At 61.0% G+C, this 22233-nt stretch carries 21 protein-coding genes and 2 pseudogenes; 4 read left to right on the forward strand and 19 right to left on the reverse strand.

The annotated features are described in order from the left end of the window. The first annotated feature begins 5 nt into the window (after nucleotides 1-5). Nucleotides 6-542: pseudogene (locus tag JJB99_RS31920) on the forward strand (carboxymuconolactone decarboxylase family protein). A gap of 210 nt (nucleotides 543-752) precedes the next feature. Here the strand turns inward: JJB99_RS31920 and JJB99_RS31925 are convergent. The 18 genes from JJB99_RS31925 to JJB99_RS32010 all read right to left on the reverse strand — a co-directional run bounded on the left by JJB99_RS31925 (nucleotide 753) and on the right by JJB99_RS32010 (nucleotide 15939). Further along, complete coding sequence (locus JJB99_RS31925) at nucleotides 753-1049, reverse strand: ferredoxin family protein (RefSeq protein ID WP_200496118.1); 297 nt, start codon at nucleotides 1047-1049, stop codon at nucleotides 753-755. 33 nt (nucleotides 1050-1082) lie between these two features. Then, complete coding sequence (locus JJB99_RS31930; RefSeq protein ID WP_200496119.1) at nucleotides 1083-2390, reverse strand: FAD-dependent oxidoreductase; 1308 nt, start codon at nucleotides 2388-2390, stop codon at nucleotides 1083-1085. Nucleotides 2391-2402: 12 nt separating this feature from the next. Then, the gene (locus JJB99_RS31935) at nucleotides 2403-3512 is read right to left on the reverse strand and encodes an electron transfer flavoprotein subunit alpha/FixB family protein (RefSeq protein ID WP_200500389.1); all 1110 of its coding nucleotides are present in this window, start codon (nucleotides 3510-3512) and stop codon (nucleotides 2403-2405) included. A gap of 922 nt (nucleotides 3513-4434) precedes the next feature. Then, entirely contained in the window at nucleotides 4435-4776 is a 342-nt protein-coding gene (nifW, locus tag JJB99_RS31940) for a nitrogenase stabilizing/protective protein NifW (protein WP_200496120.1), read from the reverse strand. 198 nt (nucleotides 4777-4974) lie between these two features. Beyond that, nucleotides 4975-6162, reverse strand: a complete 1188-nt coding sequence (nifV, locus tag JJB99_RS31945) for a homocitrate synthase (protein WP_433995800.1) — start codon at nucleotides 6160-6162, stop codon at nucleotides 4975-4977. Nucleotides 6163-6846: 684 nt separating this feature from the next. Continuing rightward, nucleotides 6847-7554, reverse strand: coding sequence for a nitrogen fixation protein NifQ (locus JJB99_RS31950; protein ID WP_246775066.1), 708 nt, complete (start codon nucleotides 7552-7554; stop codon nucleotides 6847-6849). Nucleotides 7555-7684: 130 nt separating this feature from the next. Beyond that, a complete protein-coding gene (gene nifH, locus JJB99_RS31955) occupies nucleotides 7685-8569 on the reverse strand; it encodes a nitrogenase iron protein (RefSeq protein WP_200496122.1) in 885 nt (294 codons plus the stop codon). Nucleotides 8570-9241: 672 nt separating this feature from the next. Further along, nucleotides 9242-9535, reverse strand: a complete 294-nt coding sequence (locus tag JJB99_RS31960) for a hypothetical protein (protein ID WP_200496123.1) — start codon at nucleotides 9533-9535, stop codon at nucleotides 9242-9244. 6 nt (nucleotides 9536-9541) lie between these two features. Further along, nucleotides 9542-9811 (reverse strand): hypothetical protein, encoded by a 270-nt coding sequence (locus JJB99_RS31965; protein WP_200496124.1) that lies wholly within the window; start codon nucleotides 9809-9811, stop codon nucleotides 9542-9544. 38 nt (nucleotides 9812-9849) lie between these two features. Next, entirely contained in the window at nucleotides 9850-10209 is a 360-nt protein-coding gene (locus JJB99_RS31970; RefSeq protein WP_200496125.1) for a DUF3024 domain-containing protein, read from the reverse strand. Between the two features lie 252 nt (nucleotides 10210-10461). Next, nucleotides 10462-10782: a nitrogen fixation protein NifZ gene (locus tag JJB99_RS31975; protein WP_200496126.1), complete on the reverse strand. Its 321-nt coding sequence runs from the start codon at nucleotides 10780-10782 to the stop codon at nucleotides 10462-10464. Nucleotides 10783-10918: 136 nt separating this feature from the next. Then, on the reverse strand, nucleotides 10919-11143 hold the full coding sequence (locus tag JJB99_RS31980; RefSeq protein ID WP_200496127.1) for a 4Fe-4S binding protein: 225 nt from the start codon (nucleotides 11141-11143) through the stop codon (nucleotides 10919-10921). Between the two features lie 12 nt (nucleotides 11144-11155). Further along, the gene (gene nifB / locus JJB99_RS31985) at nucleotides 11156-12709 is read right to left on the reverse strand and encodes a nitrogenase cofactor biosynthesis protein NifB (protein WP_200500391.1); all 1554 of its coding nucleotides are present in this window, start codon (nucleotides 12707-12709) and stop codon (nucleotides 11156-11158) included. A 324-nt stretch (nucleotides 12710-13033) separates the two neighbouring features. Beyond that, nucleotides 13034-13897: an SIR2 family NAD-dependent protein deacylase gene (locus JJB99_RS31990; protein WP_200496128.1), complete on the reverse strand. Its 864-nt coding sequence runs from the start codon at nucleotides 13895-13897 to the stop codon at nucleotides 13034-13036. Continuing rightward, entirely contained in the window at nucleotides 13894-14118 is a 225-nt protein-coding gene (nifT, locus tag JJB99_RS31995) for a putative nitrogen fixation protein NifT (RefSeq protein WP_200496129.1), read from the reverse strand. The genes JJB99_RS31990 and nifT overlap by 4 nt, the downstream gene beginning before the upstream one ends. Before the next feature lie 17 nt (nucleotides 14119-14135). Continuing rightward, nucleotides 14136-15320 (reverse strand): cysteine desulfurase NifS, encoded by a 1185-nt coding sequence (nifS, locus tag JJB99_RS32000; protein ID WP_433995740.1) that lies wholly within the window; start codon nucleotides 15318-15320, stop codon nucleotides 14136-14138. Beyond that, complete coding sequence (locus JJB99_RS32005; protein ID WP_200500392.1) at nucleotides 15317-15607, reverse strand: NifU family protein; 291 nt, start codon at nucleotides 15605-15607, stop codon at nucleotides 15317-15319. The genes nifS and JJB99_RS32005 overlap by 4 nt, the downstream gene beginning before the upstream one ends. Before the next feature lie 17 nt (nucleotides 15608-15624). Continuing rightward, on the reverse strand, nucleotides 15625-15939 hold the full coding sequence (locus JJB99_RS32010) for a HesB/IscA family protein (RefSeq protein WP_200496131.1): 315 nt from the start codon (nucleotides 15937-15939) through the stop codon (nucleotides 15625-15627). Nucleotides 15940-16218: 279 nt separating this feature from the next. Here JJB99_RS32010 and JJB99_RS32015 point away from each other — a divergent pair, with 279 nt between their 5' ends. From JJB99_RS32015 to hemN, 3 genes and pseudogenes are all read left to right on the forward strand, one after another. Next, on the forward strand, nucleotides 16219-16809 hold the full coding sequence (locus tag JJB99_RS32015; protein WP_200496132.1) for a hypothetical protein: 591 nt from the start codon (nucleotides 16219-16221) through the stop codon (nucleotides 16807-16809). A gap of 607 nt (nucleotides 16810-17416) precedes the next feature. After that, the gene (locus tag JJB99_RS32020) at nucleotides 17417-18289 is read left to right on the forward strand and encodes a xanthine dehydrogenase (RefSeq protein WP_200500393.1); all 873 of its coding nucleotides are present in this window, start codon (nucleotides 17417-17419) and stop codon (nucleotides 18287-18289) included. 102 nt (nucleotides 18290-18391) lie between these two features. Next, nucleotides 18392-19727, forward strand: a pseudogene (gene hemN, locus JJB99_RS32025) (oxygen-independent coproporphyrinogen III oxidase). 465 nt (nucleotides 19728-20192) lie between these two features. On the opposite strand, the gene JJB99_RS32030 reads toward hemN, so the two are convergent. Further along, nucleotides 20193-21995 carry an ABC transporter ATP-binding protein gene (locus JJB99_RS32030; protein ID WP_200496133.1) on the reverse strand — a complete coding sequence of 601 codons (1803 nt, stop codon included), beginning with the start codon at nucleotides 21993-21995 and terminating at the stop codon, nucleotides 20193-20195. Nucleotides 21996-22233 lie beyond the last annotated feature (238 nt).

Genomic DNA, 22233 nt, shown 5'->3' on the forward strand with positions numbered 1-22233 from the left:
GGGACATCTCGATCGACCAGCTGCAAAGCCAGATTCCGGATTTCGCCAAGGACGTCAGGCCGACTGGCGTCGATGATGGCAGACGAAACATTGTCACCGCAGAGCAAATACGGGCTGTTGCTGTCGAGCGCGATCGCGCGCCTACGATCCGATCGTGACGGCCGCAATGGAATCGCCCACGCGCGGTAATGACGCCGGCGGTCGAGGCAGCGAAATCCGCAGCATCCGTCATGGCGATGAACAACGTCTACTACCGCTTCGTTCACCTCCCCTCAAACCCGGAATACAAGACAAATGCCGGCTCGGCTGCGGATGAATTGGCTCGGCAATCCCTGTGTGGACAGAACCGATTTCGAGCTGTGGGCCTGGCAGTAAGCGCAATCAACGGGTGCGGGGCCTGCAATGCCCATGAGAAGACGCTGCGGCAAGTCGGGGCATCGCTCGGATACAATTCAAACGGCGTGCGCTTTGCCGCGATCGTGCAGTCAGTTGCGGTTGCGAGCGAGGCGGCACGGCATGGCACCTCGCAACGGGCCGAGTAGTCCCCTCTTTTGACCCTTCGCGCCCTCTTCTCCGCGCATGGCCGACGTGGAAGCCCATATCCACGAGCTGAGTTAACCGAAAGTGCTCTCCCGGCCAAAATGATTCGAGCGTTCGTTGACTTTCGTCTGGCGGACGCAAGCTACGGCGATCTAACTCCGCGGCGATATCTTCTCTGCCGGGCGATAGCGCGGCGGCAATCGTAACTGCCCTCACCCGAACTTGAATAACACCCCGTATCCGCCACGCGGATAGCCCCATTCGATGTCGCCGGTGGGCTCGCCGATGACGCGGCAGGTGCCGCACTCCATGCAGCCGTCGACGGTGACCTCAACCTGCTCCTTGTCATTAAGGTCATAGCAGCGCGCGGGGCAGGCTTTCAAAAGCGCAAGGAGCTGCGGCGAGGGCTTCGTATGCGCACGCACCTTGATGTGAGGACGTCCGGCGTCCACAAGATAGCGGTTGCAAAACAACTTGTCTTCGACGCGTACTGATCGCTCGACCTTCATGGTCAGCCTCGTTGGTTCGGATTCGTTCACAAGCTAGCGCCATGCGCGGGCGAAGCGGAATGCATCGCCGAACAGTCCTATCCAGGACCGCGCATTGACAAAGGATTTCAGCGTTGACTTCTGTTTCTCAGTCTTTGGCGTACCGTCAACCCGAAGGTAGGTCTGCATCGCCTTGGAGATGAGCTGGGGGTAGGTTAGAAAGAAGTTTTGCGAGTTGGTATGCATCAGCCTCGGCATATCCTTATACTTCTTCATGTCCTTCAAGACGAAGGAGCGGTCCAGCATCCTCTTGTAGAGCGCGAGATTTTCCTTGGTCATGGCAAGCCGGCGCGATTTGGCCTGGAAGATCGCTTCGGCTGCGATCCGGCCGGAGGTCATCGCAAGATTGGATCCCTCGCGATGGATGGCGTTGTTGAGCTGCGCCGCGTCACCAACAACGACCCAGCCGTCTCCATAGAGCTGCGGGATGGCCTTGTAGCCGCCCTCGGGAATGAGGTGCGCGGCATATTCCTTGACCTCAGACCCCTCAATCAGGGGGGCGACCGACGGGTGGCGCTTGAAACGGTCTAGCAGCTCGTAGGGTGTCCGTCCGGTGCGCTGGAAGTCTGCGACAAGACACCCGATCCCGAGCGAAATGCATTCCTTATTGGCGTAGATGAAGCCCATTCCCGTCATGCCGCCGGAAATGGTGCCCGCAGCTTCAATGACAACGCCTTCGTCGCCGTTCAGATTGAAACGCGCTTCGATGGTCTCGCGCGGCAAAAAGTGCATTTCCTTCACCGCAAGGGCCACCTTGTTAGGCTTGGGGCGCTCCCGCAGGCGCGCGCGCGTGCCGAGTAGGCCGCTGACGCCTTCGGCCAGGACCACGACATCTGCGTGGATCTCGCCATCCTGGCGATCTGTACGAACACCGATGACCCTGCCATAGGCATCCTGCGCAAGATCGGTGACGGTGGTCTCGCACAGCACGGTCGCGCCTGCCTCGCGTACTTTTGAGGAGAACCATCGGTCGAACTGGGCTCGGATAATCGTGTACCGGTTGGCCCGCTCCTCATTGAAATCCTCCGAGCGGTAATGCAGCCCGACATGGGAGCGATTATCCATGATCCAGAACCGTTGTTCGACCAGATGTCGCTCAAGCGGTGCGTCCTCCCGGAACTCCGGGATGAGCTTTTCCAGCATGTCGGCATAGAGTATTGCGCCTTGGACGTTCTTCGATCCGGCATATTCGCCGCGCTCGAGCTGCAGCACCTTCATGCCCTTCTTGGCCATAGTCAGTGCCGCCGCGTTGCCCGCCATGCCGGCGCCGACAACGATTGCATCGAACCTTTCCTCGATCATGACTAACCTCCTTTAGCTCGCAATCCGGTCGCGCGAATGTGGCGAGAGCCGCGCTCGAAACGCGTCCGTGAGCGCCGGCAACAAATGCATAGCGTCGCTGACGATGGCGATGTGGGCGAACTCAAAGATCGGTGCGTTCTTGTCGGTATTGATGGCGACGATCAGATCCGCGCCCTCGACACCGACCCGATGCTGGATTGCGCCCGAAACGCCAGCGGCAATATAGAGCTTTGGCCGGATCGTCTTTCCCGTCTGCCCGATCTGCCGGTCGGAGGTGACCCATCCCTTTTGCACGAGCGGACGGGAACAGCCATATTCGGCGCCAAGCACGCCGGCGAGCTGGCGCACAAGCTGAAAGTTTTCTTGCGAACCGAGCCCAAGCCCTCCGGCGACTACGACGTCGGCATAGGCGAGATTGGATTTGGCCGAGTCGCGGTCGGGGATGAACGACAGCACTTTGGTCACGATGTCGTCTTCGACCAGGCCGAGGGGATGGATGATGATGCGGCCGGGATCGCGCGCGACACGCTCCGGCATCGCCATCACACGGGGGCGGACGGTTGCCATCTGTGGCCGGTAATTCAGCGTGTAAATTGTGCAGAGCAGCGAGCCGCCAAAGGTCGGACGGGTCGCCGCAAGCGAGCCATCCGTATCGACGTCGAGTTCGGTGCAGTCAGCGGTAAGACCGGTCAACAATGTGGTGGCGACCGAGCCCGCAAGATCGCGACCGAGCGTTGTTGCCCCTAACAGCAGGATCTCGGGCTTGTAGATCTCAACGAGATCGGACAGCGCTTTGGTGTAGGACTCGTTGCGATAATCTGAGAGCACATTGTCGGCGACGAGATAAGTCAAATCGGCGCCATAACAGAAGGCTTCCAGCGCGGCGTTGCGTGTGGTCTCGCCCTCAGGGCCAACAACAACAGCCGCGAGCTTAACCTTGAGCCTGTCAGCAAGCTTGCGGCCCGCCCCCATAAGCTCCCAGGAGACGGGATGGACCTGCCCGCGCTCCTGCTCGACGAACACCCATACATGTTTGTAGGCTTTGAACCGGTCCGGCAACTGCTTCTTGGTTGCTGCGCGGCCCGCTGCGGCTGATGTGGGACCCTTGATGACGTTGCTCATTGCTTTGCATTCTCCTTCCGATCCACACGCCTGCGCGATACGACCGGGTTCTGGCTTGGACTGTCGGTTGAACCTGGCCCTGATGAGCGCGTTCGCCGGCTGCTCGCGGCTCACCCCCGAAGTCTTTTTCGCGGAGGACGGGACCATTGAGGCTCGGCGGCAGAGGCGGCAGGAGGTGAGATCGAGGCCAACGATTGCGGCGAACTGGTAGAGCTGCCACAAACAGGGCTATGTTGCGCCCCCCGGGCCGACCTCGACCATGTCGCCATTGATGGCCGACTTGCCAATGAAGACGACAGCGGTCCCACCAGATAGCTCCCTGATCTTCGAGATCGCGGTCGTGCGTGCGTACGTCGTGGGTAGCGTCGAGTCATCAACAGAGGGGCACTTGGTAAACAGCACCTCAGCTTCGCCACCCAAGGTGCGCACCTTCCGCAGTCAGGGCTCGAATGAATACGGTCCCATAACGTGCGCGGTGATCTCTCGGGCCGGCTAGTCACTGAACTGGGGGTGGCCTCTGAGACTACAGCTTCGCCACGGTTGGTCGGCACACCCCGCTGCACAATCGTGTTTGACAGGAACCGCGCGCGGATTTGCGCTGGCGCGGGGACCTGTTTGATGCAGATGACGCTATGCATGCGCTTCTCCGGGACAAGGTCGATTTGTTGTCGGGGCGGACTTATGTGCAGAGCAGCAAGTGTCATACCAACTGAGAACACCGCGAGTTCATGCACCAAAGGAAATGAATCGCGCGCATTTGCCGAAGTGGGTTCCTGGCATCGGGGACAAAGGCCTCGACATACGTCGGAAATGCGACAGGGCCATCTCCCCGCGTCGCTCCACAGGCTCGACCGAACGAAGGGGCGCACGCGGATGCGCTCCGCAGCTATTTACTCTGAGGCAGACGGCATTTAACGCAAGGCTATTTCAACGTATTGAGCGGCACGAAGGCGGGCGGCCTCTTGGGCTCTGCGATCGCATCCTTCAGGAACTTGAAGACCCGTTGGTCGATCGGCGAAGACGCCACGAAATCGGCATAGGCCTGCTCCAGCATGGCCTTGCAGCGCGCAGCGATCTCCGCTTCCGCGGAACCGGCGAATTGCTCCTTGGCGAGATGTTGCCCCATGCGCTTTAGGATGTGCAGACGCGCGACATTGACGATCTTGGGATCGTAGTCGACGCCAAGCAGCGCAAAGATCTCCTCAGCCGAGGAGGCATGGTTGAGCCGGTCGAGGATGCCGGCCCTCTGGGGTATATTGCTCATCGAGACTTCCCTGGATTGGGCCGCCCGCCTCGCTCGAGGTCCGGCAGCGCCTAGTTAGTTCACGGAAACGACCATTTCACGTGGGCCCTGGAGGAGACGGCCAAGCAGCCCATGTCCTCGGGCTTCGACGCGATCTGCGCGAGCTTCGCCCGCGTTCCGATTGATCGATGGCTGGCCAAGTGAAACTCGAGAGCTCACTCACGCGCGATCGGAAGAGCATTCGCAAACATCGCGCCAGATCGCCGCCACCGTCTCGCATGCGACCAGCCGCTTGTGCTCGATGGCGTATTTTCGGACTCGGGACAAAATATGTCTGGTCTGTTCGGTGGTGGCGGCGAGCTGCAATTCGCAAAGCAGCGTGGTGATGGCCGAGAGCCCGGAATGCTTGCCGATCACGATCCGATTGGAGCGACCGAGCAAATGCGGATCGAGCGACTGATAGGTGCGTTCGTCTTTCAACAGCCCGTCGACATGAATGCCGGATTCGTGCGTGAACACATGCTCCCCGACAATCGGCTTGTTCAGCGGAATCGCACGTGCTGCCGCGGCAGCGACCAACGCGGCGACGTCAAAGAGCTCCGGCAGCACGATGCCGGTATCGCGGCCGTAGAGCTGCCTGAGTGCGACGGCAACTTCCTCGAGCGGCGCATTGCCGGCCCGTTCGCCGAGCCCGATGACAGTGACCGAAGCGTGGCTCGCGCCGCCCCTGATGGCCGCGAGCGTGTTGGCAGTCGCGAGCCCGAGATCGTCATGGCCATGAAATTCGAGCTCGAGATCAGTGGTCGCGCGCAGGCGCGCGATCAGCGCATAGGCGGAATCGGGATCGAGGACACTGAGCGTATCGGCGATCCGAAACCGCCGCGCGCCCGCGGCTTTCGCAGCCGCGACGAGACTTATGAGAAAATCGACATCGGCGCGGGAGGAGTCCTCGCCTCCGACGGCGACATCAAGCCCTCGCTCGCGGGCGTAACCAACCACCCGCTTCACCCGCTGCAAGGCCTGTTCGCGGCTTCCGCCAAGCTTGGCCGCGATCTGAACGTCCGAAGCCGGAATCGAAACATTGACCATCGATACCTTGGCCTCGATCGCGGCGTCGACATCGGCCCCACACATGCGGCACCAAGCAATAGGGATGAGCGGCAGCCCATCCTCGACAATGGCGCGGATGGCCGCGATCTCGTCATTGCCCATCGCGGGGGTTCCGGCTTCGATCTCCGTGAGGCCTGCGCGGGCTAGCGCGCGTGCGATGGCGACCTTTTCCGCTGTGGTGAACGCAACGCCAGGCGCCTGCTCTCCGTCGCGCAGCGTCGTGTCATTGAGCACGGGCCGCTGGTTCCATAGCGAATCGGAGCATGACGGTTTGGCAGCGATGGCTTTGGCGTCAATCAACGAAGCCTCCCAATTGGGCTTGGTAAGGACTGCTTTGGCAAACCGCATGCCACGCCCGCAGGATCCCAGCCTATTGAAGATTCGCGAGCTCTCGCCCGCGACGGGATACGCCAGGACGACAGTGTCGCAAAACCGACGCGCCAGTTGAGCTCTCAGTATTCTGCGTCCTGGATCAGCTCGGGTTGCGGCGCGGATCGACTGTCATACCGACGCGTCAGAGTTCATCGGTTCGCAACCTGGCACATCGCATCAGGAGATTTGCTTTTGTCGATGAGCAGGACGCCGCTGCCGTACACAACATTACAGATGCGGTGGGGTATCGGCGTCGAACACCATCGTGGGGCATCAGGCATCATCCAGCCGCAACAGGACCGCCTGCGCGATTGATCCGCAATCTGATGGACGTTGGCCCTCCTGGCACCGGCTGAATTGAGCAATCTCGCCCGAACACAAGCCGGAGCGACCTCGCTTGTCCGCGGCGGGTAAACCACAGTTCGCTTCAGACCACATGGCTTGGGGCTTGGGCGCAAGCTGGCCTTAGCGCAGAAGAGCGTTCCGCTAGTTCGCGCCGTCATCCGCTGCAGCAGATTTGGCCGCATCACCTGCGCGTCCTCGACCGGCTGCGCGTCGTCGGCCGACAGTTGCGCCAAAGAACCATCTATCGGGCGGCGGGAATACGGGTCAGCTGCCGCCCGCGACCGGAGCAGCCGGCACCAACCGACCATCACGCCGGCGCTCGGCCATGCGGCTCTCACCGCTTTCATCGCCAAAGCAGAAGTTGAAATCCTTGCACTCTGTGCACACTGGGGTCGTGCACAAGATGAGGCCCTCGTCCTCGCAGAGCGTGCGATAAAAGAACCGCTTCCAGCGCATGTTGTTGACGTTGCGCCTGGCGAGCGGCCCGAAATGGCGGTTGAGGACACGGGACAGTTCACCACGATCGCGCAATCCGAGGTCTGCCCACAGATGATTCGGCTCCATGACGCGGCGCGCGATCATCGCGGCCAGCCAACGGCCGGTGTCCCCTTCCGTCGATCGTTGCGCGAGCAAGAGATCACGCACCATTGTGACCTCGTCGTTGTCATCGCGCTTGGAACCCAGCAGCAAGTCATCGCCTTTGATCCGAACCGACGGAAAATTTTTCTTGAGCAACGCCGCCAGCTCACCGCTGGACAGGCCGACCTTCTCGAAGAGACGACCACCTTCCATCACACCGGCCGCGAGAATGCACGCCAGCACGTGGCGGTCGAAACTAAAGTCATTGCTTGTGTCGGCATCTGCAGGGTGCATCCCGGTCAGGAAATGGTAGCTGGCAATTGCTCCACCTCCTTGGCCGCTCCCATCATTCCTCTCGACAACCATGACAGGATAGAACTGCTCTTCGAACATGGGCGTTCGCTACTCTTTCCACATTGGTCAAGGATGTATCACCGCGTCGACACTCGGGAGACACCCCTTCCGTCGACTGCCGGCCCTCCTTCTTGGTGTTGGGAGGGCCGGCCTGCCGCGTTGTGACCCTCTACGATGCCGCAAGTTCCGCGGCGCTTTTCCCGACGATGGACTCATCAACGGCCTTCATGATGCCGTGCTCCATCAGCATGTCCTCGAGCTCGTCCATGGTGATCGGGGTCGGGATGATGCCTTTGCCGCCATTGTTGTGGATCCTGCCCGCAAGCTTGCGGTAGTGATCGGCCTGCTGGGAGTCCGGCGCATATTCCAGCACAGTCATGCGCCGCAGTTCGGCATGCTGCACAATGTTGTCGCGCGGCACGAAATAGATCAGCTCAGTGCCGAGCTTTTTGGCGAGCGCTTCGGCGAGCTCCAGCTCCTTGTCGGTCTGCCGCTCGTTGCAGATGAGGCCACCGAGCCGCACGCCGCCGGAGCTCGCATATTTCAGAATGCCCTTGGAGATGTTGTTGGCGGCATACATGGCCATCATCTCGCCGGACATCACGATGTAGATTTCCTGCGCCTTGTTCTCGCGGATCGGCATCGCAAAGCCGCCGCAGACGACGTCGCCGAGTACGTCGTACGAGACGTAGTCGCGCTCCTCATAGGCGCCGTTCTCTTCGAGGAAGTTGATCGAGGTGATGACGCCGCGCCCGGCGCAGCCGACCCCGGGCTCCGGGCCGCCGGACTCGACGCAGCGAATGTCCTTGTAGCCGATCTTCATCACGTCCTCGAGTTCGAGGTCCTCGACGCTGCCGGCGTTGGCGGCCAGGCTCAGGATCGTATCCTGGGCCTTGGCGTGCAGAATAAGGCGAGTGGAGTCCGCCTTTGGATCGCAGCCCACGATCAGGATCTTGTGCCCCATCTCGGCCAGTGCCGCCAGCGTGTTCTGCGACGTGGTCGACTTTCCGATACCGCCCTTGCCGTAGAACGCGATTTGTCTCAGTGAAGCCATGTTGCTCTCTCCATCAACCGATTTGCCAAAGATTGCGTGCTGTCTTGCACGCGAGCTTGTTTCTCTTTCAGAAACGGGGCACACGGGTCCAAGGGTAGGAGAGCATCGCTCGTCTTGCGCGTCGGCGTGCACTCAGCCCTTACTCAGTGTTGCTGCATCGCAGTAGCAACTGCCGTGCCAGCGCTGGGCTTCCTGTTTAAGCGTCTGATGATGCACTGCAAACTTCGCGATCGCTCACCGCGCTGGATGTTTCGAACCTGACAGCAGCTGCGCGGCTGTGAGCAATCTGACAGCGCTCACATTTTCGGAGACATAAGTCTCCTTCCGACCCACTCATCCGCGAAACGCAACCGCCTCAATGGAAGGTCAAATCAAGTGCGGCCGAGCCTCTCGGCACGAGTTTCAAAAGCGATGTTCCGATCAGCATCGAAACTCGAGCACATAGACCACAAACCGGGGTTCGCGCTTTGATGAAGATGTCGTGACCGGTTGGTCTTAGCCTCGCGCTGCATCAGGAATTAGGGGCCGAGACATTTCCGGCGCCCGCGCGCAGAGAGCGATTGGCCGGAATTCTATCTCGTGCTGACTGGGCCTTGTTGGAGGACCCACCGATGCGCGGACGCAGATCGCTCACCGAGAGCCCGATTGTCGGGCGGGTCGCATGCGTTTTATTCACGACAATCGACGGCGAGACCGCGATCGAGACGTTGAGGGGGCCCCACACGGCCGCTCGCGGACCGCGTGCCCACGATCCGGTTCCAGCGGCTTCTCGTAGATAGCTGCGCGCATGCCAATGTTGATGGACGCGCCAGCCATCGTCTCCATGATGAACTCGAACCCGTACGAAAGCGGCAGCGCCACCGCGCCGTCGGCGGTCTTTTCCGCGTCCGGGAACTCGTCAGGGCGGTAACGGTGATGCGTTTTGCCCGCACCCAGCGACAGCGCCGTAAACGTCTGCGAAAGCAACCCCAGTTACCCCGAAGGGCCCCTTGCCGCCAGAACCATGCCGATCGCCAGCAGCGGATCGGCTGTGATCTGGACACAGTGTTCGGACCGGTCGAGCAGGTGCAGGTCATAATGCGGAAAGCTGCGAAAGGGCGGCTCGGTGACATCAGACGCATCGCATCGCACCAGGGCGAGATGCGGAAAGCGGCGACGCAGCTCGGTAAAGGGGCTCGCACGGCCCTCTGCCGCCGTGATCACCTGTTCAATTTCGATCAGCTCGTTTTCGTCCACCGCCATGTCCACCCTTATTTTGTTTATGAGCGAAGCCATTCAGTTTATTGCCAGAACACCCGATCGAGATCGGCATTAAGCTCATCGGTGACTGCGCTCAGCCGCTGATGGACGCTGTGGAATTGCCAGATTCCTCGCGCATGGTGTTTCCAGAACAGCTTCCACAGTCCGCATATGGCGTCATGATGGATCAACGCGACATCAATCACGCGGCCCTCCTTGTCAATGTCGCGTGAGCAGCAGGGACTCTCGATGAGATAGCCGCCCTTAACCGGCTTCACACGGGGTGAGACATAGCGATAGCGTCTGCGGGAGCCCAATGCGCATTCGATTCGCTTGCGATCGACCTCGTTCGGGTGAGCGTTCAAGCCGACGACTGTCTTCTTCATGACCGCAGCATTCATTGCGAAAGCCCCCTTGAAAGTCGCGTTCTTTGCGCTTCAGGACAGCCGACCGGCCGACCGGCAAAACTCTAGAAGCCAGGTCCGTACGTTCGCTTGTGTGTGCGCTCTCAAGGGTACGATCTCACCGATGCGGCCGAAGCCGGCCAAAAGGTCCATCAAGCCGGCGACGGTCCGTGCAACAACCGCCGTTTGTGGGGTCGCCGGCGGATTTGAGCCGCGGGCGCCATTCGGATGTCGAATGACGAGGCGCGATCATGACAGGGGCCCTTCTCGCGATAGTGGGCCCTCGAGCTCGGTGCCTGCGTCAACCGAGTCTAGTTCCTTACATTTCATTCCGACCCGGTTGCCGGTTTGAAGAAACTCGACACCGTAGACGTAGAATTGCTGCAGGAACGTGCCGATGGAAACGACGTAGCCGACCTCGCCTTTCTTGGCCAGGACGTCCCCGATCTCCTTGCCGGCATAGGTCCCGTCATTGCGGACAGTGCGGTTGGCCTTCACCTTTTCACCAAGGTTAAAGACCGGCGGTCCATCCAGCTCTATGACTTCACTGTCGCGGACGATGTTGCTCATGCGTCACTCCGTCATGAACTCGATCGGGCCGCCTTCTGCGTGCTCGCTGGCCGTCGTGGCCGCGATTGCCGGGATGAAAGCGGACGATTTTCCCGGCAGCTATCCTCAACGTGAACGCCATCAAGCTTACTCTCGTTCAGGCCGGCGGCTGATAACGCGGCAATGAGGTGTCGACGACGCAGGTCTTGTCCACCGGACAGACCGCAACACATTGCGGCTCCTCGAAGTGACCGATGCATTCGGTACATTTTTTCGGATTAATCACGAACGTTCCGCCCTTCTCGAAGATGGCGACGTTGGGACATTCGGTCTCGCACGCGGAGCAGCCCGTGCATTGCGAAGAAATGATCTTGAATGGCATCCGATGTCCTCTTCACGCCACCGAAATCATCGGGTCCTGCCGGATCGCTCCGTCACCCCGGTCGACATGCTGGATCTCGCCGCTTTTCACCTTCTCGAGATAAGAGCTGAACCATGCGATCGCTGAGTTCTCGATGAACTCGTGCGCGTATTGATCGACCGGCTCGATGCCAGCCTTGTTGAGTTCGCTCGTCGGGCGACCACCGATCCTGGCGACGAAGACAGCATGGCAGTCATTGATGGAGCGGATGATGGCCGCGAGATCATCCTGCGCGCCATGACCACTCTGGCAGTAGTGGTCGACGCGGCGGTGCCCGACGAATTTGGCGCGGGATTTTGATACTTCATATACCTGGAACTCCCTGGCATGGCCAAAATGCTCGTTGATCAGGCCAGCGCCCTTGGTTGCGACCGCGATCAATACTTTGATGTCGCTTGTCCCGCCTGCTTGCTCCCGCACTTTTTCCTGCTCCGGCACTATTCTGGCGTGGCGTTCCTCCTCGATTCCAGCCTGGTAGGCCCTGCGCACCTCAGGGTCGTAGTTGACGGTCATGGTCACGATCTTCTCCTTCGTAAACTCCGCGCTTCGATCCTCGCCAAGCAGGCCGACAGCATCGGCGCGGCATTGGCGGCAATGGCGCATCATGTTCATTTCGCCTTCGCATGCGTCCTGCAGCGCCTTCAATTCGCTTGTTCTCGGCACGCGCTGGCCCTTGAGACCGAACATGGTGCCGTGCTCGGGTGCTGCGATCAGCGGCATGATGTTGTGCAGGAACGCGCCGCGCGACTTCACGGCTTTGTTGACCTCAATCAGGTGCCGCTCGTTAATGCCTGGGATCATGACTGAATTGATCTTGCAGAGAATGCCTCGCGCGGAGAGCATTTCCAGGCCCTGGAGCTGACGCGCGGTCAGGATTTTCGCCGCCTCGGCCCCGCTGTATCGCTTGTGGTCATAGAAGATCCACGGATAGATCTGGGCGCCGATCTTGGGATCGATCATATTGATCGTGATGGTGACGTGCTCGATGTTCAGGCGGGCGATGGTGTCGGCGTGATCGGGCAAGGCGAGCCCGTTGGTGGATAGACACAGTCCGATATCGGGCGCGGCTTTGGCCACGAGCTCGAACGTCCTGAAGGTCTTTTCCGGATTGGCCAGGGGATCGCCGGGACCGGCAATGCCAAGCACGGTCATCTGCGGAATGCGGGAGGCGACCGCGAGCACCTTTTTGGCCGCCTGCTCGGGGGTGAGCTTCTCGCTGGTCACACCCGGGCGCGATTCGTTGGCGCAGTCATATTTGCGATTGCAGTAGTTGCACTGCATGTTGCAAGCTGGTGCGACCGCAACATGCATGCGCGCATAGTGGTGATGCGCCTCTACGCTGTAGCAGGGATGCGTCTTCACCTTGTCCCAGATCGCCGGCGGCAGGTCGCCTTGATCTCCGCGTGCCCCGCAGCTTGCTTTGCCTTGTCTGGTCAAGGTGCCGCAGCCCTTGGGCTCTGCGGCCAGCGTGGTCTCGCGGCCATCTCGTGCATTCGTAGCGCTGCTGCCGCGCTCCACTGCGTCCATATCCAGTTCTTCCTCCAGGCCAAACAGGCTTCCCAGGGCCACTCCTGAGCGAGCCCCTGAATGAGAGTGAGCAACTCGCATGCCATCGCGGCCGGCAGCGTATTTTCTCCTCAATACCAATCGGTTAGAGAGAGCGGCCTGCGCTGTTGCGCAGCCGACAGCGAGAATACGGCGTGTCGGAAATGCGACAGAGTTTGGGATGCTGGGAGCGATTGCCGCGTGTCCACCAATGCGCTCCCGTTCAGCCGCACCGGCACTTTTACCTTGGTCGGACGGCTGCGACGGGCCGGGCCAAGGTGGCACGGCCTCGGTTTGACAGCGCCTCTAATTGGCAACCAAGATCTCGACGGCGCGCGACAGCGCCACCGCAAGCGGGATCAAGCCTTGGTCGAGCAGGAAACTCCGCTCGTTTCGCGAGAGCGCATCCGGTTCGACAAGTGCGTAGTGAACGTCTGCCGAGCGCTTCGTGATCTGCCGCGCATAAATGCGCAAGAGCTGATCGTCGAACCGACAGCCGATGAAAAGAAAGCTCCGCCCAATCCGCCGCTGCTTGACGATCCCCGGAATCGGCGTCTGGATATCGATCTCGGTCAGGACCTCGACATAGTCGGCGTCGGAGATCAGGAAGTTTTTTGCGGGCAGCACGCCGCCATGCGGCTTGTAGAGGACCGTGGTCCAGTTGCCGGCGGCCAGGGAATCGACCTCGTTGTCATCGGCGCCATAGAAACGATACCAGTGAAACTCGCCGATGCCAGCACGGGTGATGCCTTGGACTTCGCCCCATCCGTCACACTTGCCAAGTGCGGCGCGCATCGCGCCATCATACCAGGTATCGACGATCATCGGTAGGCGTAACGCTGCGAGATGACGATGCAAGGCCGTCGGCTCGACCGGTGCGGAAAACGCCTGAGCCATCAATCCCGTCACCGTCGACCGATGCTTGTTGCTTTCGATATGCTGTGCTGCAGCCCAGGCATTGCCGCGAGCCCGGCGCGGCAGCGCGACCTTGGTGCCGAAGAAGATCGCCAGCGCATCAGGTGTCAGTGGCACATCAGGCTTGGATAACGCGGCGAGACCGGGGCCGAGATAGGGAACAATGCTGCCGGCACGGAGTCTCGCCGCAACATCGGCGAGCAACGCCTCTGCATCCGTCCCCTTGAGAACGCTGATTTGGGGCATTGCGTTCATCGTTCATCGCCGTCCCCGCCAAGTCTCTTGGCATTGATCGTGATCGGCAGCGGCGTATCGCTTGCCAGTTCGGGCAAACAGAGCACCCATCCATTCGTTAATCTGATCCAACCGCCCCACAGCGTTTCGTGCTCGGATTCGACGATTTGCTCTTCAATATCCTTCTTCGGCACGTAAATCGACAGGCCCGCCTCGGGAGAGCGGCGGATCATGATTTTCATGAGATCAACTCCAGGAATTACGGATTGCTGGCGGGATTGGCGAGCTCTCGGGACATGCCACGCAGACGAGCCAGGATGTCGGGCAGCGCACGCACGACCTGCTCAATCTCTTCAGCGGTGGTTTCGTGGGACAGCGAAAAGCGGATCGCGCCGTGCAGGCTGTTTGCCGGCACCTGCATAGCGCGCAGGACATGCGAGGGCTCCATCGCGCCGGAGCTACAGGCCGATCCGACCGATGCAGCAATGCCGGCGCGGTTGAGGTGATGGAGGATCGCTTCGCCATCGAGGCCGTCGAAGGTAATATTGGTTGTGTTCGGCAGTCGGTTACTGGGACCGCCAAGAACAGTGCAGCGACCGTTCTGCAAGATCGATCGCTCCAGGCGATCGCGTAGCGCCGCAACACGAACGCACGCTTCGTCGAGCCGCTCTGCGGCAAGCTCTGCCGCCTTTCCGAGGCCGACGATGCCGGGGACGTTCTCGGTTCCACCGCGGCGCCGGCGTTCTTGTCCTCCGCCCCAGATCAGCGGCCTGAACTTCGTGCCTTTGCGCAAATAAAGCGCGCCGATCCCCTTGGGTCCGTGCAGCTTGTGCCCGGACAGCGACAGCATGTCGATCTCGCTGGCCTTCAGGTCCATAGGCACCCTGCCGACCGCCTGCACGGCATCGGTATGAAACAGCGCGCCGGTCGCACGCGTCCAGGCGGCCAGACGTTCCACCGGGAAGATGGTGCCGGTCTCGTTGTTGGCCCACATCACCGATGCAATCGCCGTGCGTGGTCCAAGCGCCGACCGAAACGCCTCAAGGTCGAGCCGCCCGCGCGTATCCACCGCGATCAGATGAACCTTGACGCCACTTTTCGACAAATGTTCGACCAGCGCCAGGATCGCCTGATGCTCGACCGAGGTAGTGACGATCTCGTCCCGGCCCTCCTGCGTCGAAAGCGCAGAGAGAATAGCGGCATTGTTGGACTCCGTCCCGCCAGAGGTGAAGACGATCTCATCATCGTAGGCAGCCCCCAACAACGCCTGCACGCTGCTGCGTGCCTGCCGCATAGCGCCCGCGACCTGCCTGCCAAAGCCATGGGCTGAGGAGGCATTGCCGAACTGTTCGGTGAAGAACGGCAACATGGCTTGCACGACCGACGGGTCCGTTCGGGTCGTCGCATTGTTGTCGAGATAAACCATCACTGAAGCCTTGCTCAATGTGGCGCCGTGGGTGCGCCGGCAACCGGGACCAGGCGAACGAATTCGCCGAGCTTTTCGATCAGCCGCGCCTGAATGCCCTCAAGCGTCGCAGCTGACAGCTTGCAGAGCACACAGGCCCCGGTCAGCTTGACCATGATTTTGGTGCCGTCGATCGCAACCAGCTGACAGTCACCACCGTCGCGTTGTAGATTGGGGCGGATCTCCTCGAGGACGGCGCGAATCACTTGCTCCCGGTCCGTCTCGGCGGCTGGCAGTTGTTTTGGATGCTTGGTTACGGCCAGCATGCGTGCGACCTCGTTCATCAGCTGAAGGATTTGCCACACGTGCAACTCGCCTTGGCGTTCGGGTTGTCGAAGGTAAATCCCGAGCCCTCCTGCGCCAGCACGAAATCGATGGTGGTGCCGGCGAGATATTGGTGGCTGTCGTTGTCGACGAATAACTTGACCCCGTCGCGCTCGATGACCGTATCGTCCGACTTCGTCTCATTGGCCAAGCCCATGATGTACTTGAACCCGGCACAGCCGCCGGACTCAACCGTAATGCGCAAGCCGCTCGCTCCCGATGTTGAAATCACGCCCCTGACCGCATTCAGTGCGTTGTCTGTCAAGTTGATCATGGCTCACCCTTTCACCTGCGTGGCTCGGCTGACCGCAAGTTGGCAATTCGCATGCCAGCGCACACGCGCCTGATAGGCTTGAGTTTTTTCAATTCCTGCCTGTTGGCTTTGCGACCCGTGTCGTCTTCCTGACGATGCCGTTTTCGGGAGTGAAGCGCGCACGTCTCGTTTCTTCAGGTGCTTCGCAAGTGAAGCGCAGTCCAGGGCCGGCAAGCAATTTGCATTCCGTGTTGTGCCGGTCGAGGGCCGGTGATGAGCTTAAGATCGAGGACGATTTTCATGACTGCAATCGAGAACACCGCGCTTGGCCGACTGGACAAGGAGGGACGACTTCTCAACGCCGTACTCAAGGGCGAGACCGCCAAGCTGGGCCGATTCGGTTTTCGTGGCGATATCGCGTTGAAGTTCCAGGCCCAGCCCGCGGACGAGAAGCGGCCGCCGGAATATTCAATCGAGCAGGTCTTGACGGTCGTGCAGGAGGGCGAAAGCACGATCCCGGTGCTGGCCGGCTATCTGCATTCATTGGCCTATCTCTCCGACGTCGGCAGCGTTCTTGACGGCGCGCTGAGGCCCGACGGGCGCTATTTCATGTTCTGCAACAATATAGATCTGCTGGCGAAGTACCGGACCAAGGTCGGCGACATTACCTTTCACATCCTGCCGTGCGATGAATCGACCGTCTGGAAAGAGATGATGGACCTCGCCGGGCTCGACAAGAACGACTTCAAGAAATTCGATGCAGGCGGCAAGCTGGATTACCTGCTCGACGCAGCTACGGCTCTCGATGTCTCGTATGAGCAGATCCCTTACGAAGACGGGCTGAAGCGAATGGGGCCCGTGAAGAACCGCAACCAGAACCGACCGGTCTGAGCGACGGCTTCGGATCTGGCCAACGCGCCCTCCTTGACAGGTCAACCCGTCAGCAGATCTCGCTCTCCATTTCCATCGCAGTGATGAGCGTCATCCGCGCGCGCTGCGGCGTGTCAACGCAGCGAGCGTGCGGCGCTCGATGCGAGCTTCCTGGCCACGCATCAGCCAAATGCCGTCGGCCATGAATAACTGCTGGCGTTCGTCCCCGAATTGATGGCGATCCCAACCTCGTGGTGCCAAAGAACGGCTTGGCCCCAGCACACCACACGGGCAGCCGACGACCTGCGGCTGTCCTTCGAGTCAACGATCCGCGATGGAAATGCACGCGACCAGGCGCACTGCAGGAGGTCGAACTGAAGAGCAACGTGGATGCATTCGGGCGTTCTACGTGATGTGCTTTTCCAAACATGTTTGCGTCTCTGCAACAAGCCATTCGCTTGCTTTGGCACATAACTCACAGTGAACGGCCCTGCTGTCATTCGCGGACCAGTACTCGGGCGTCAGTTGATTGGCGCGGCTCTTGCTCACGTTCTCACCGTAATCGTGCAGCGTAAGCGGCTTGTCGGCAGCGCTTGCTGCAGCGAGGACACTTCTCTTCGAGGTCCAAATGTCTCCAGGAACTGATCACCAGGGTCGACTGTTAGCGATTATCCTCGGCACCAATGAGATTGCGTCGGCAATCGCGGTCCAGCTAGCGCGCGGCGGGACTTGCGTGGTGCTGTCACATGATCCAGATCCGCCTGTGATCCGGCGCAGGATGGCCTTCCATGACGCGCTGTTCGCCGGGATCGCACAGGTCGAAGATATTGTGGGTGAGCGCCTCGACGAGGCCATGCAGGTGCTTAGGGCGCTGCGCGGGGACGCTAGCCGACGAAGGCGGGTCATCGTCTCCCGTCTCGGCCTTGTCGACCTGTTGCCGATCCGCCGCATTGATGTGCTGATCGACGCGCGTCTGCAGAAGCGCCGGATCAGGCCCGACCTGCGGCGGCTCGCGGGACTGACCATAGGTCTGGGCCCAGGCTTCTCCAGAAGCTCCAATTGCGATGTCGCGATCGAAACCCGGCCCGGCAGGATCGGCCTGGTCCAGCGAGACGGGTGGACGGATGCGGCTGACGGAATTGCGAGCCGGCTCGGTGATCTCGGCGCGGAACGTTTTGTTTATTCCAAGTTCGTTGGCACCTGGCGAACATCGGTCGCAATTGGAACGCATGTCGAGAAGGATCTCGTGCTCGGTCATGTCTCCGGCGTGCCCGCCATGGCGCCGCGCGATGGCGTGCTGCGCGGCATCGTCCGTGACGGGACCGAGGTTCCTCCTGGCGTCAAGCTGCTCGAGATCGACCCGCGCGGTGTGCTGGCGCAATGGACCGGTATCGACGACCGCGGCCGGGCAATCGCCAACGCGACGTTAAGCGCGGTCCTTCGAGGTGCGGCCCAAAGGTTTGGCCTGGTCCTTGAAGCGGAGATGTCCGGACAAGCGTAACTGGCCGCCCTACCGACCGCCTCAAACGCGTCACCTTGCCCTTTGGAGAGGGCCAAAAATCCGCTCCGCATGGTCGGAGTGAGCTAGCTTGGGGCAGGAACGTTGCAGACCTCAATCCTGAAAAAGTATTACGATGCCCGCCTGCCTTGGTACACCATCTATCCAACAGTACCTGATTTCTCCGCGGCGGTCGGCGCCAGGGATTGTGAGGAATGGCTGAGGCGCTTGCCGACGGATGACGCCGTGTCACTCTATATCCACGTTCCGTTCTGCCGGTCGACCTGCTGGTATTGCGGCTTTCCGAGGAGCAGCACTGGCGGGGATGCGCCGATCCTCAACTATCTGGCAGTACTGCATGAGGAGATCCGCTTGGTGGCGGCGCAAGCGCAGGATGCGCTGCCCGTGAGCGATGTGCATTTCGGCGGCGGAACGCCGACCCTCATTGCGCCAGCCGAGTTCCTGGCCCTGATGGACTTCCTGCGCCGCCGGGTTTAGCTTCAGGCAACCAGCTGCGGTCGCCGTCGAGATCGACCCTCGCACGTTCACAGTCGAAATGGCCGAAACCCTCGGAGCAGCCGGCGTCAACCGCGCGAGTCTAGGTGTGCAGAGCTTCGATCCGGTCGTTCAAAAAGCCATCAACCGGACCCAGAGTGAAGCGGACACGGCGGCGGCCGTCGAAAATCTCCGCCGGAATGGAATAGACCGCATCAACTTCGACCTCATCTACGGTCTGCCACATCAGACCGTGCAGTCCTGCGTCCGGACGGTGGAAACGGCGGCGGCGATGCGGCCCGACCGCCTTGCAGTCTTCGGTTACGCCCATGTTCCTTCCTTCAAGAAAAATCAGCGCCTGATCGAGGAAGCCGCGCTGCCGGACACGATTTCCCGTGCTGAACAAGCCGCCGCCGTGGCCGGCACGCTGGTTACTGCCGGCTACCGCCAAATCGGGCTCGACCATTTCGCCTTGCCGGACGACGAACTCGCGCTGGCGCAGAAAATCGGTCGCTTGCGACGTAACTCGCTGGGTTACTCGGCTGATACGTGTCAAACCGTTATCGGCCTCGGCGCCTCGGCCATCGGCCGTGTCGGCCACGGCTATGTCCTGAACGAGGTTGCAACGGGTTCCTACACGCGCCACATCCGAGCTGGCCGTCTGGCGGCCTCAAAGGGCTATCCTCTCTGTAACGAGGACCGCGTCCGGGCGGCTATCATCGAGCGGCTGATGTGCGACCTGGAGGCTGATGTTCCGGCAATCTGTGCGGCCTTTGGATTTGATCCGGTTCCCCTGCTCGATTCAGCTGAACGCTTGCCGATGCTCGCCGAGGACGGGGTCGTGGACATCGAAGGCGGCTTCATCCGCGTGAGGCAGGAGCACCGCTTCTTGCTTCGCGCTGTTGCTGCGGCAATCGACGCTTATCTCGGCCGCTCACCCTATTAGCCCATGCGGGCGACATCTGTGGAATACAACCACTAGCAAGGGCCGGCATGGTGGGGAGACTTGCAAGTACCGCCCTGGCTCTCGCCTGGGCATCTGCTCCCGCCCGCGCGTTCGCCAGTGACTTACGCGCGCCGCTCTGACGCGAATCGCTCGGCCCGCCTGTCGACCTGAAACATCGCTCCAAATACAGGCAAGCACCGTTCGCGAAGATTCAGCGGTTTCGCCATGCCCGCGCCATCCCAACGGCCAGCAGCTTTAATCTCAAACCGCTGATCTGGAGGACACCCGACGATCCAGCCAGGTAGGTTAATACTTGCATCGGGCGAAACAGCTGTCTTAAATGCGCGAGCTGCGTGAAGCTCAGTCGACAGACGATCCCGGGACCAGCATTGCGGCGGTTTGAGGTTCGCCCCCCAGCCACCTCGCCGCAAACGATTGAGATATCAATTCTATGATCCCTGCGGGTTAGCCTGCCCGCGAGATATGGCTGAACTCGGTGACCTGTCTCTCGAACAGCCCGCGATAGATTCCGCCGGGTCGCTTGGAAAGTGCAACATGCGTGCCCTGCTCGACGACGTCGCCGCGATCGAACACCAAAATGCGGTCGAGGCCGCGCACCGTCGAGAGCCGGTGCGCGATCACGATCGAAGTCCGTCCCTTCATCAGCCGCTCCATTGCCTGCTGAATCAGCGCTTCCGACTCCGAATCGAGGCTCGCGGTCGCCTCATCCAGAATCAGGACAGGCGCATCGGCCAGGAACGCGCGCGCCAGCGCCACGCGCTGCCGCTCGCCGCCAGAGAGCTTGACCCCGCGTTCGCCGACCGGCGTGCCGTAGCCCTTCGGAAGGCGCACGATGAACTCGTGCGCGTTGGCAAGCCGCGCGGCCTGCTCGATCGCCTTCAGACTGGCGCCTGGTTTGCCATAGGCGATGTTCTCGGCAAGCGAGCGGTGGAACAGGATCGGCTCCTGCTGCACGATTGCGATCTGGCTGCGCAGCGATTGCTGCGTGACTAACGCGACATCCTGCCCGTCGATCAACACGCGGCCGCCGGAGACGTCATAGAGCCGCTGCACCAGCTTGACAAATGTCGTCTTGCCGGAACCGGAGCGACCGACCAGGCCGACGCGCTCGCCGGCACGGATGCAGACCGACAACCCCTCATAGAGTGGCGCGCGATGGTCGCCATAGTGGAAGGTGACGTCGTCGAACACGATCTCGCCGCCCTCGATCAGGATCGGACCCGCATCCGGTGCATCCTCAACCTCGATCGGCACGTCATGGATCGCGACCAGCTCCGCCATATCGTTGACCGACCGCTGCAGGTTGTTGACGTGCATGCCGACGTCACGCAAATAGGCGTGGACGATATAGTAGCTCGTCAGCACATAGGTGACGTCGCCCGGCGAGGCGTGCCCCGACATCCACAGCAGCACCGAGCCGCCGATCACCGACGCGCGCAGGCACAGCAGCAGCAAAAGCTGCGACACAGCGCTGTAATTATAGCGCAGCCAGCTCCGCCGCACGCGCACGCGCCAACGTTTGATGATGCGGGCAAGCCGCTCATCCTCGCGTGCTTCGGCGCCGAACGACTTCACCACCGCGTTGCAAGTCAACGCATCCGCCAGCATGCCGCCGACCTTGGTGTCCCCGGCATTCGAGACACGGGCAGCGGGCGAGATATAGCGCATCGAGAACAGCACGATTATTGTGACATAGAACGCCGCACCGAGCGCGATCACCACGCCGAGCGAGGTCCAGCGCACGCCGAGCAGGAGCATCGAGCCGAGTAGCACGCTGAACGAGGGCAGCAGTGCCATCAGGATGGTGTTATTGATCTGTTCGATCGCCCACATGCCGCGCGTGATATCCCGCACGGTCGAACCGGCGAAAGAGTTGGCGTGCCAGTCGGTCGAGAAGCGCTGGACGCGCATGAATGCCGCGCGCGCCACGTCCGATGTCGTGTTAAGCGTGAACGGCACGATCGCCTGCAAGCCTACCAGGCGCAGGATAATCGATACCAGCCCGATCGCAAGGATGCTGCCGAAGGCAACGAGCGCTGCATGTCGTGCCGCCTGGTCGTAAGGGCCTGGCGTCAATGCGTCGACCATGTGGCCGGAGTAGACCGGCATGAACAGGTCGACAACCGATGACCCAACAAAGCCGATGACCACGATGGCGGCGCGGTAGGGCTCGAGCAGCCAACGACGGAACACGAACGGAAGTACTGCGCGCATCGCGCTAGGACGTTTGTCAGCTGGGCCGGTCATAACCCAATGTGACCATGCTCACCGCGTAAGCCGGCTCTATCTGAATTAGCCGCAGCATTGCAAAGCCACGACGGATCACCGATCCTCGATCGATCTCCCTTCGCCAAGCGAGACGCTCGATGCCGACAGCGGCAGTTGGTCGGACCAATCAGCCTGGCATTCTTAGACGACCGGGAACGCCTCGCCTCTTCCACCATACGGCTTCCGCCTTTTCTCATACATGGCGTTCTGCTCTCGG

This window comes from Bradyrhizobium diazoefficiens, from assembly GCF_016616235.1.
Lineage (GTDB): Bacteria > Pseudomonadota > Alphaproteobacteria > Rhizobiales > Xanthobacteraceae > Bradyrhizobium > Bradyrhizobium diazoefficiens_H.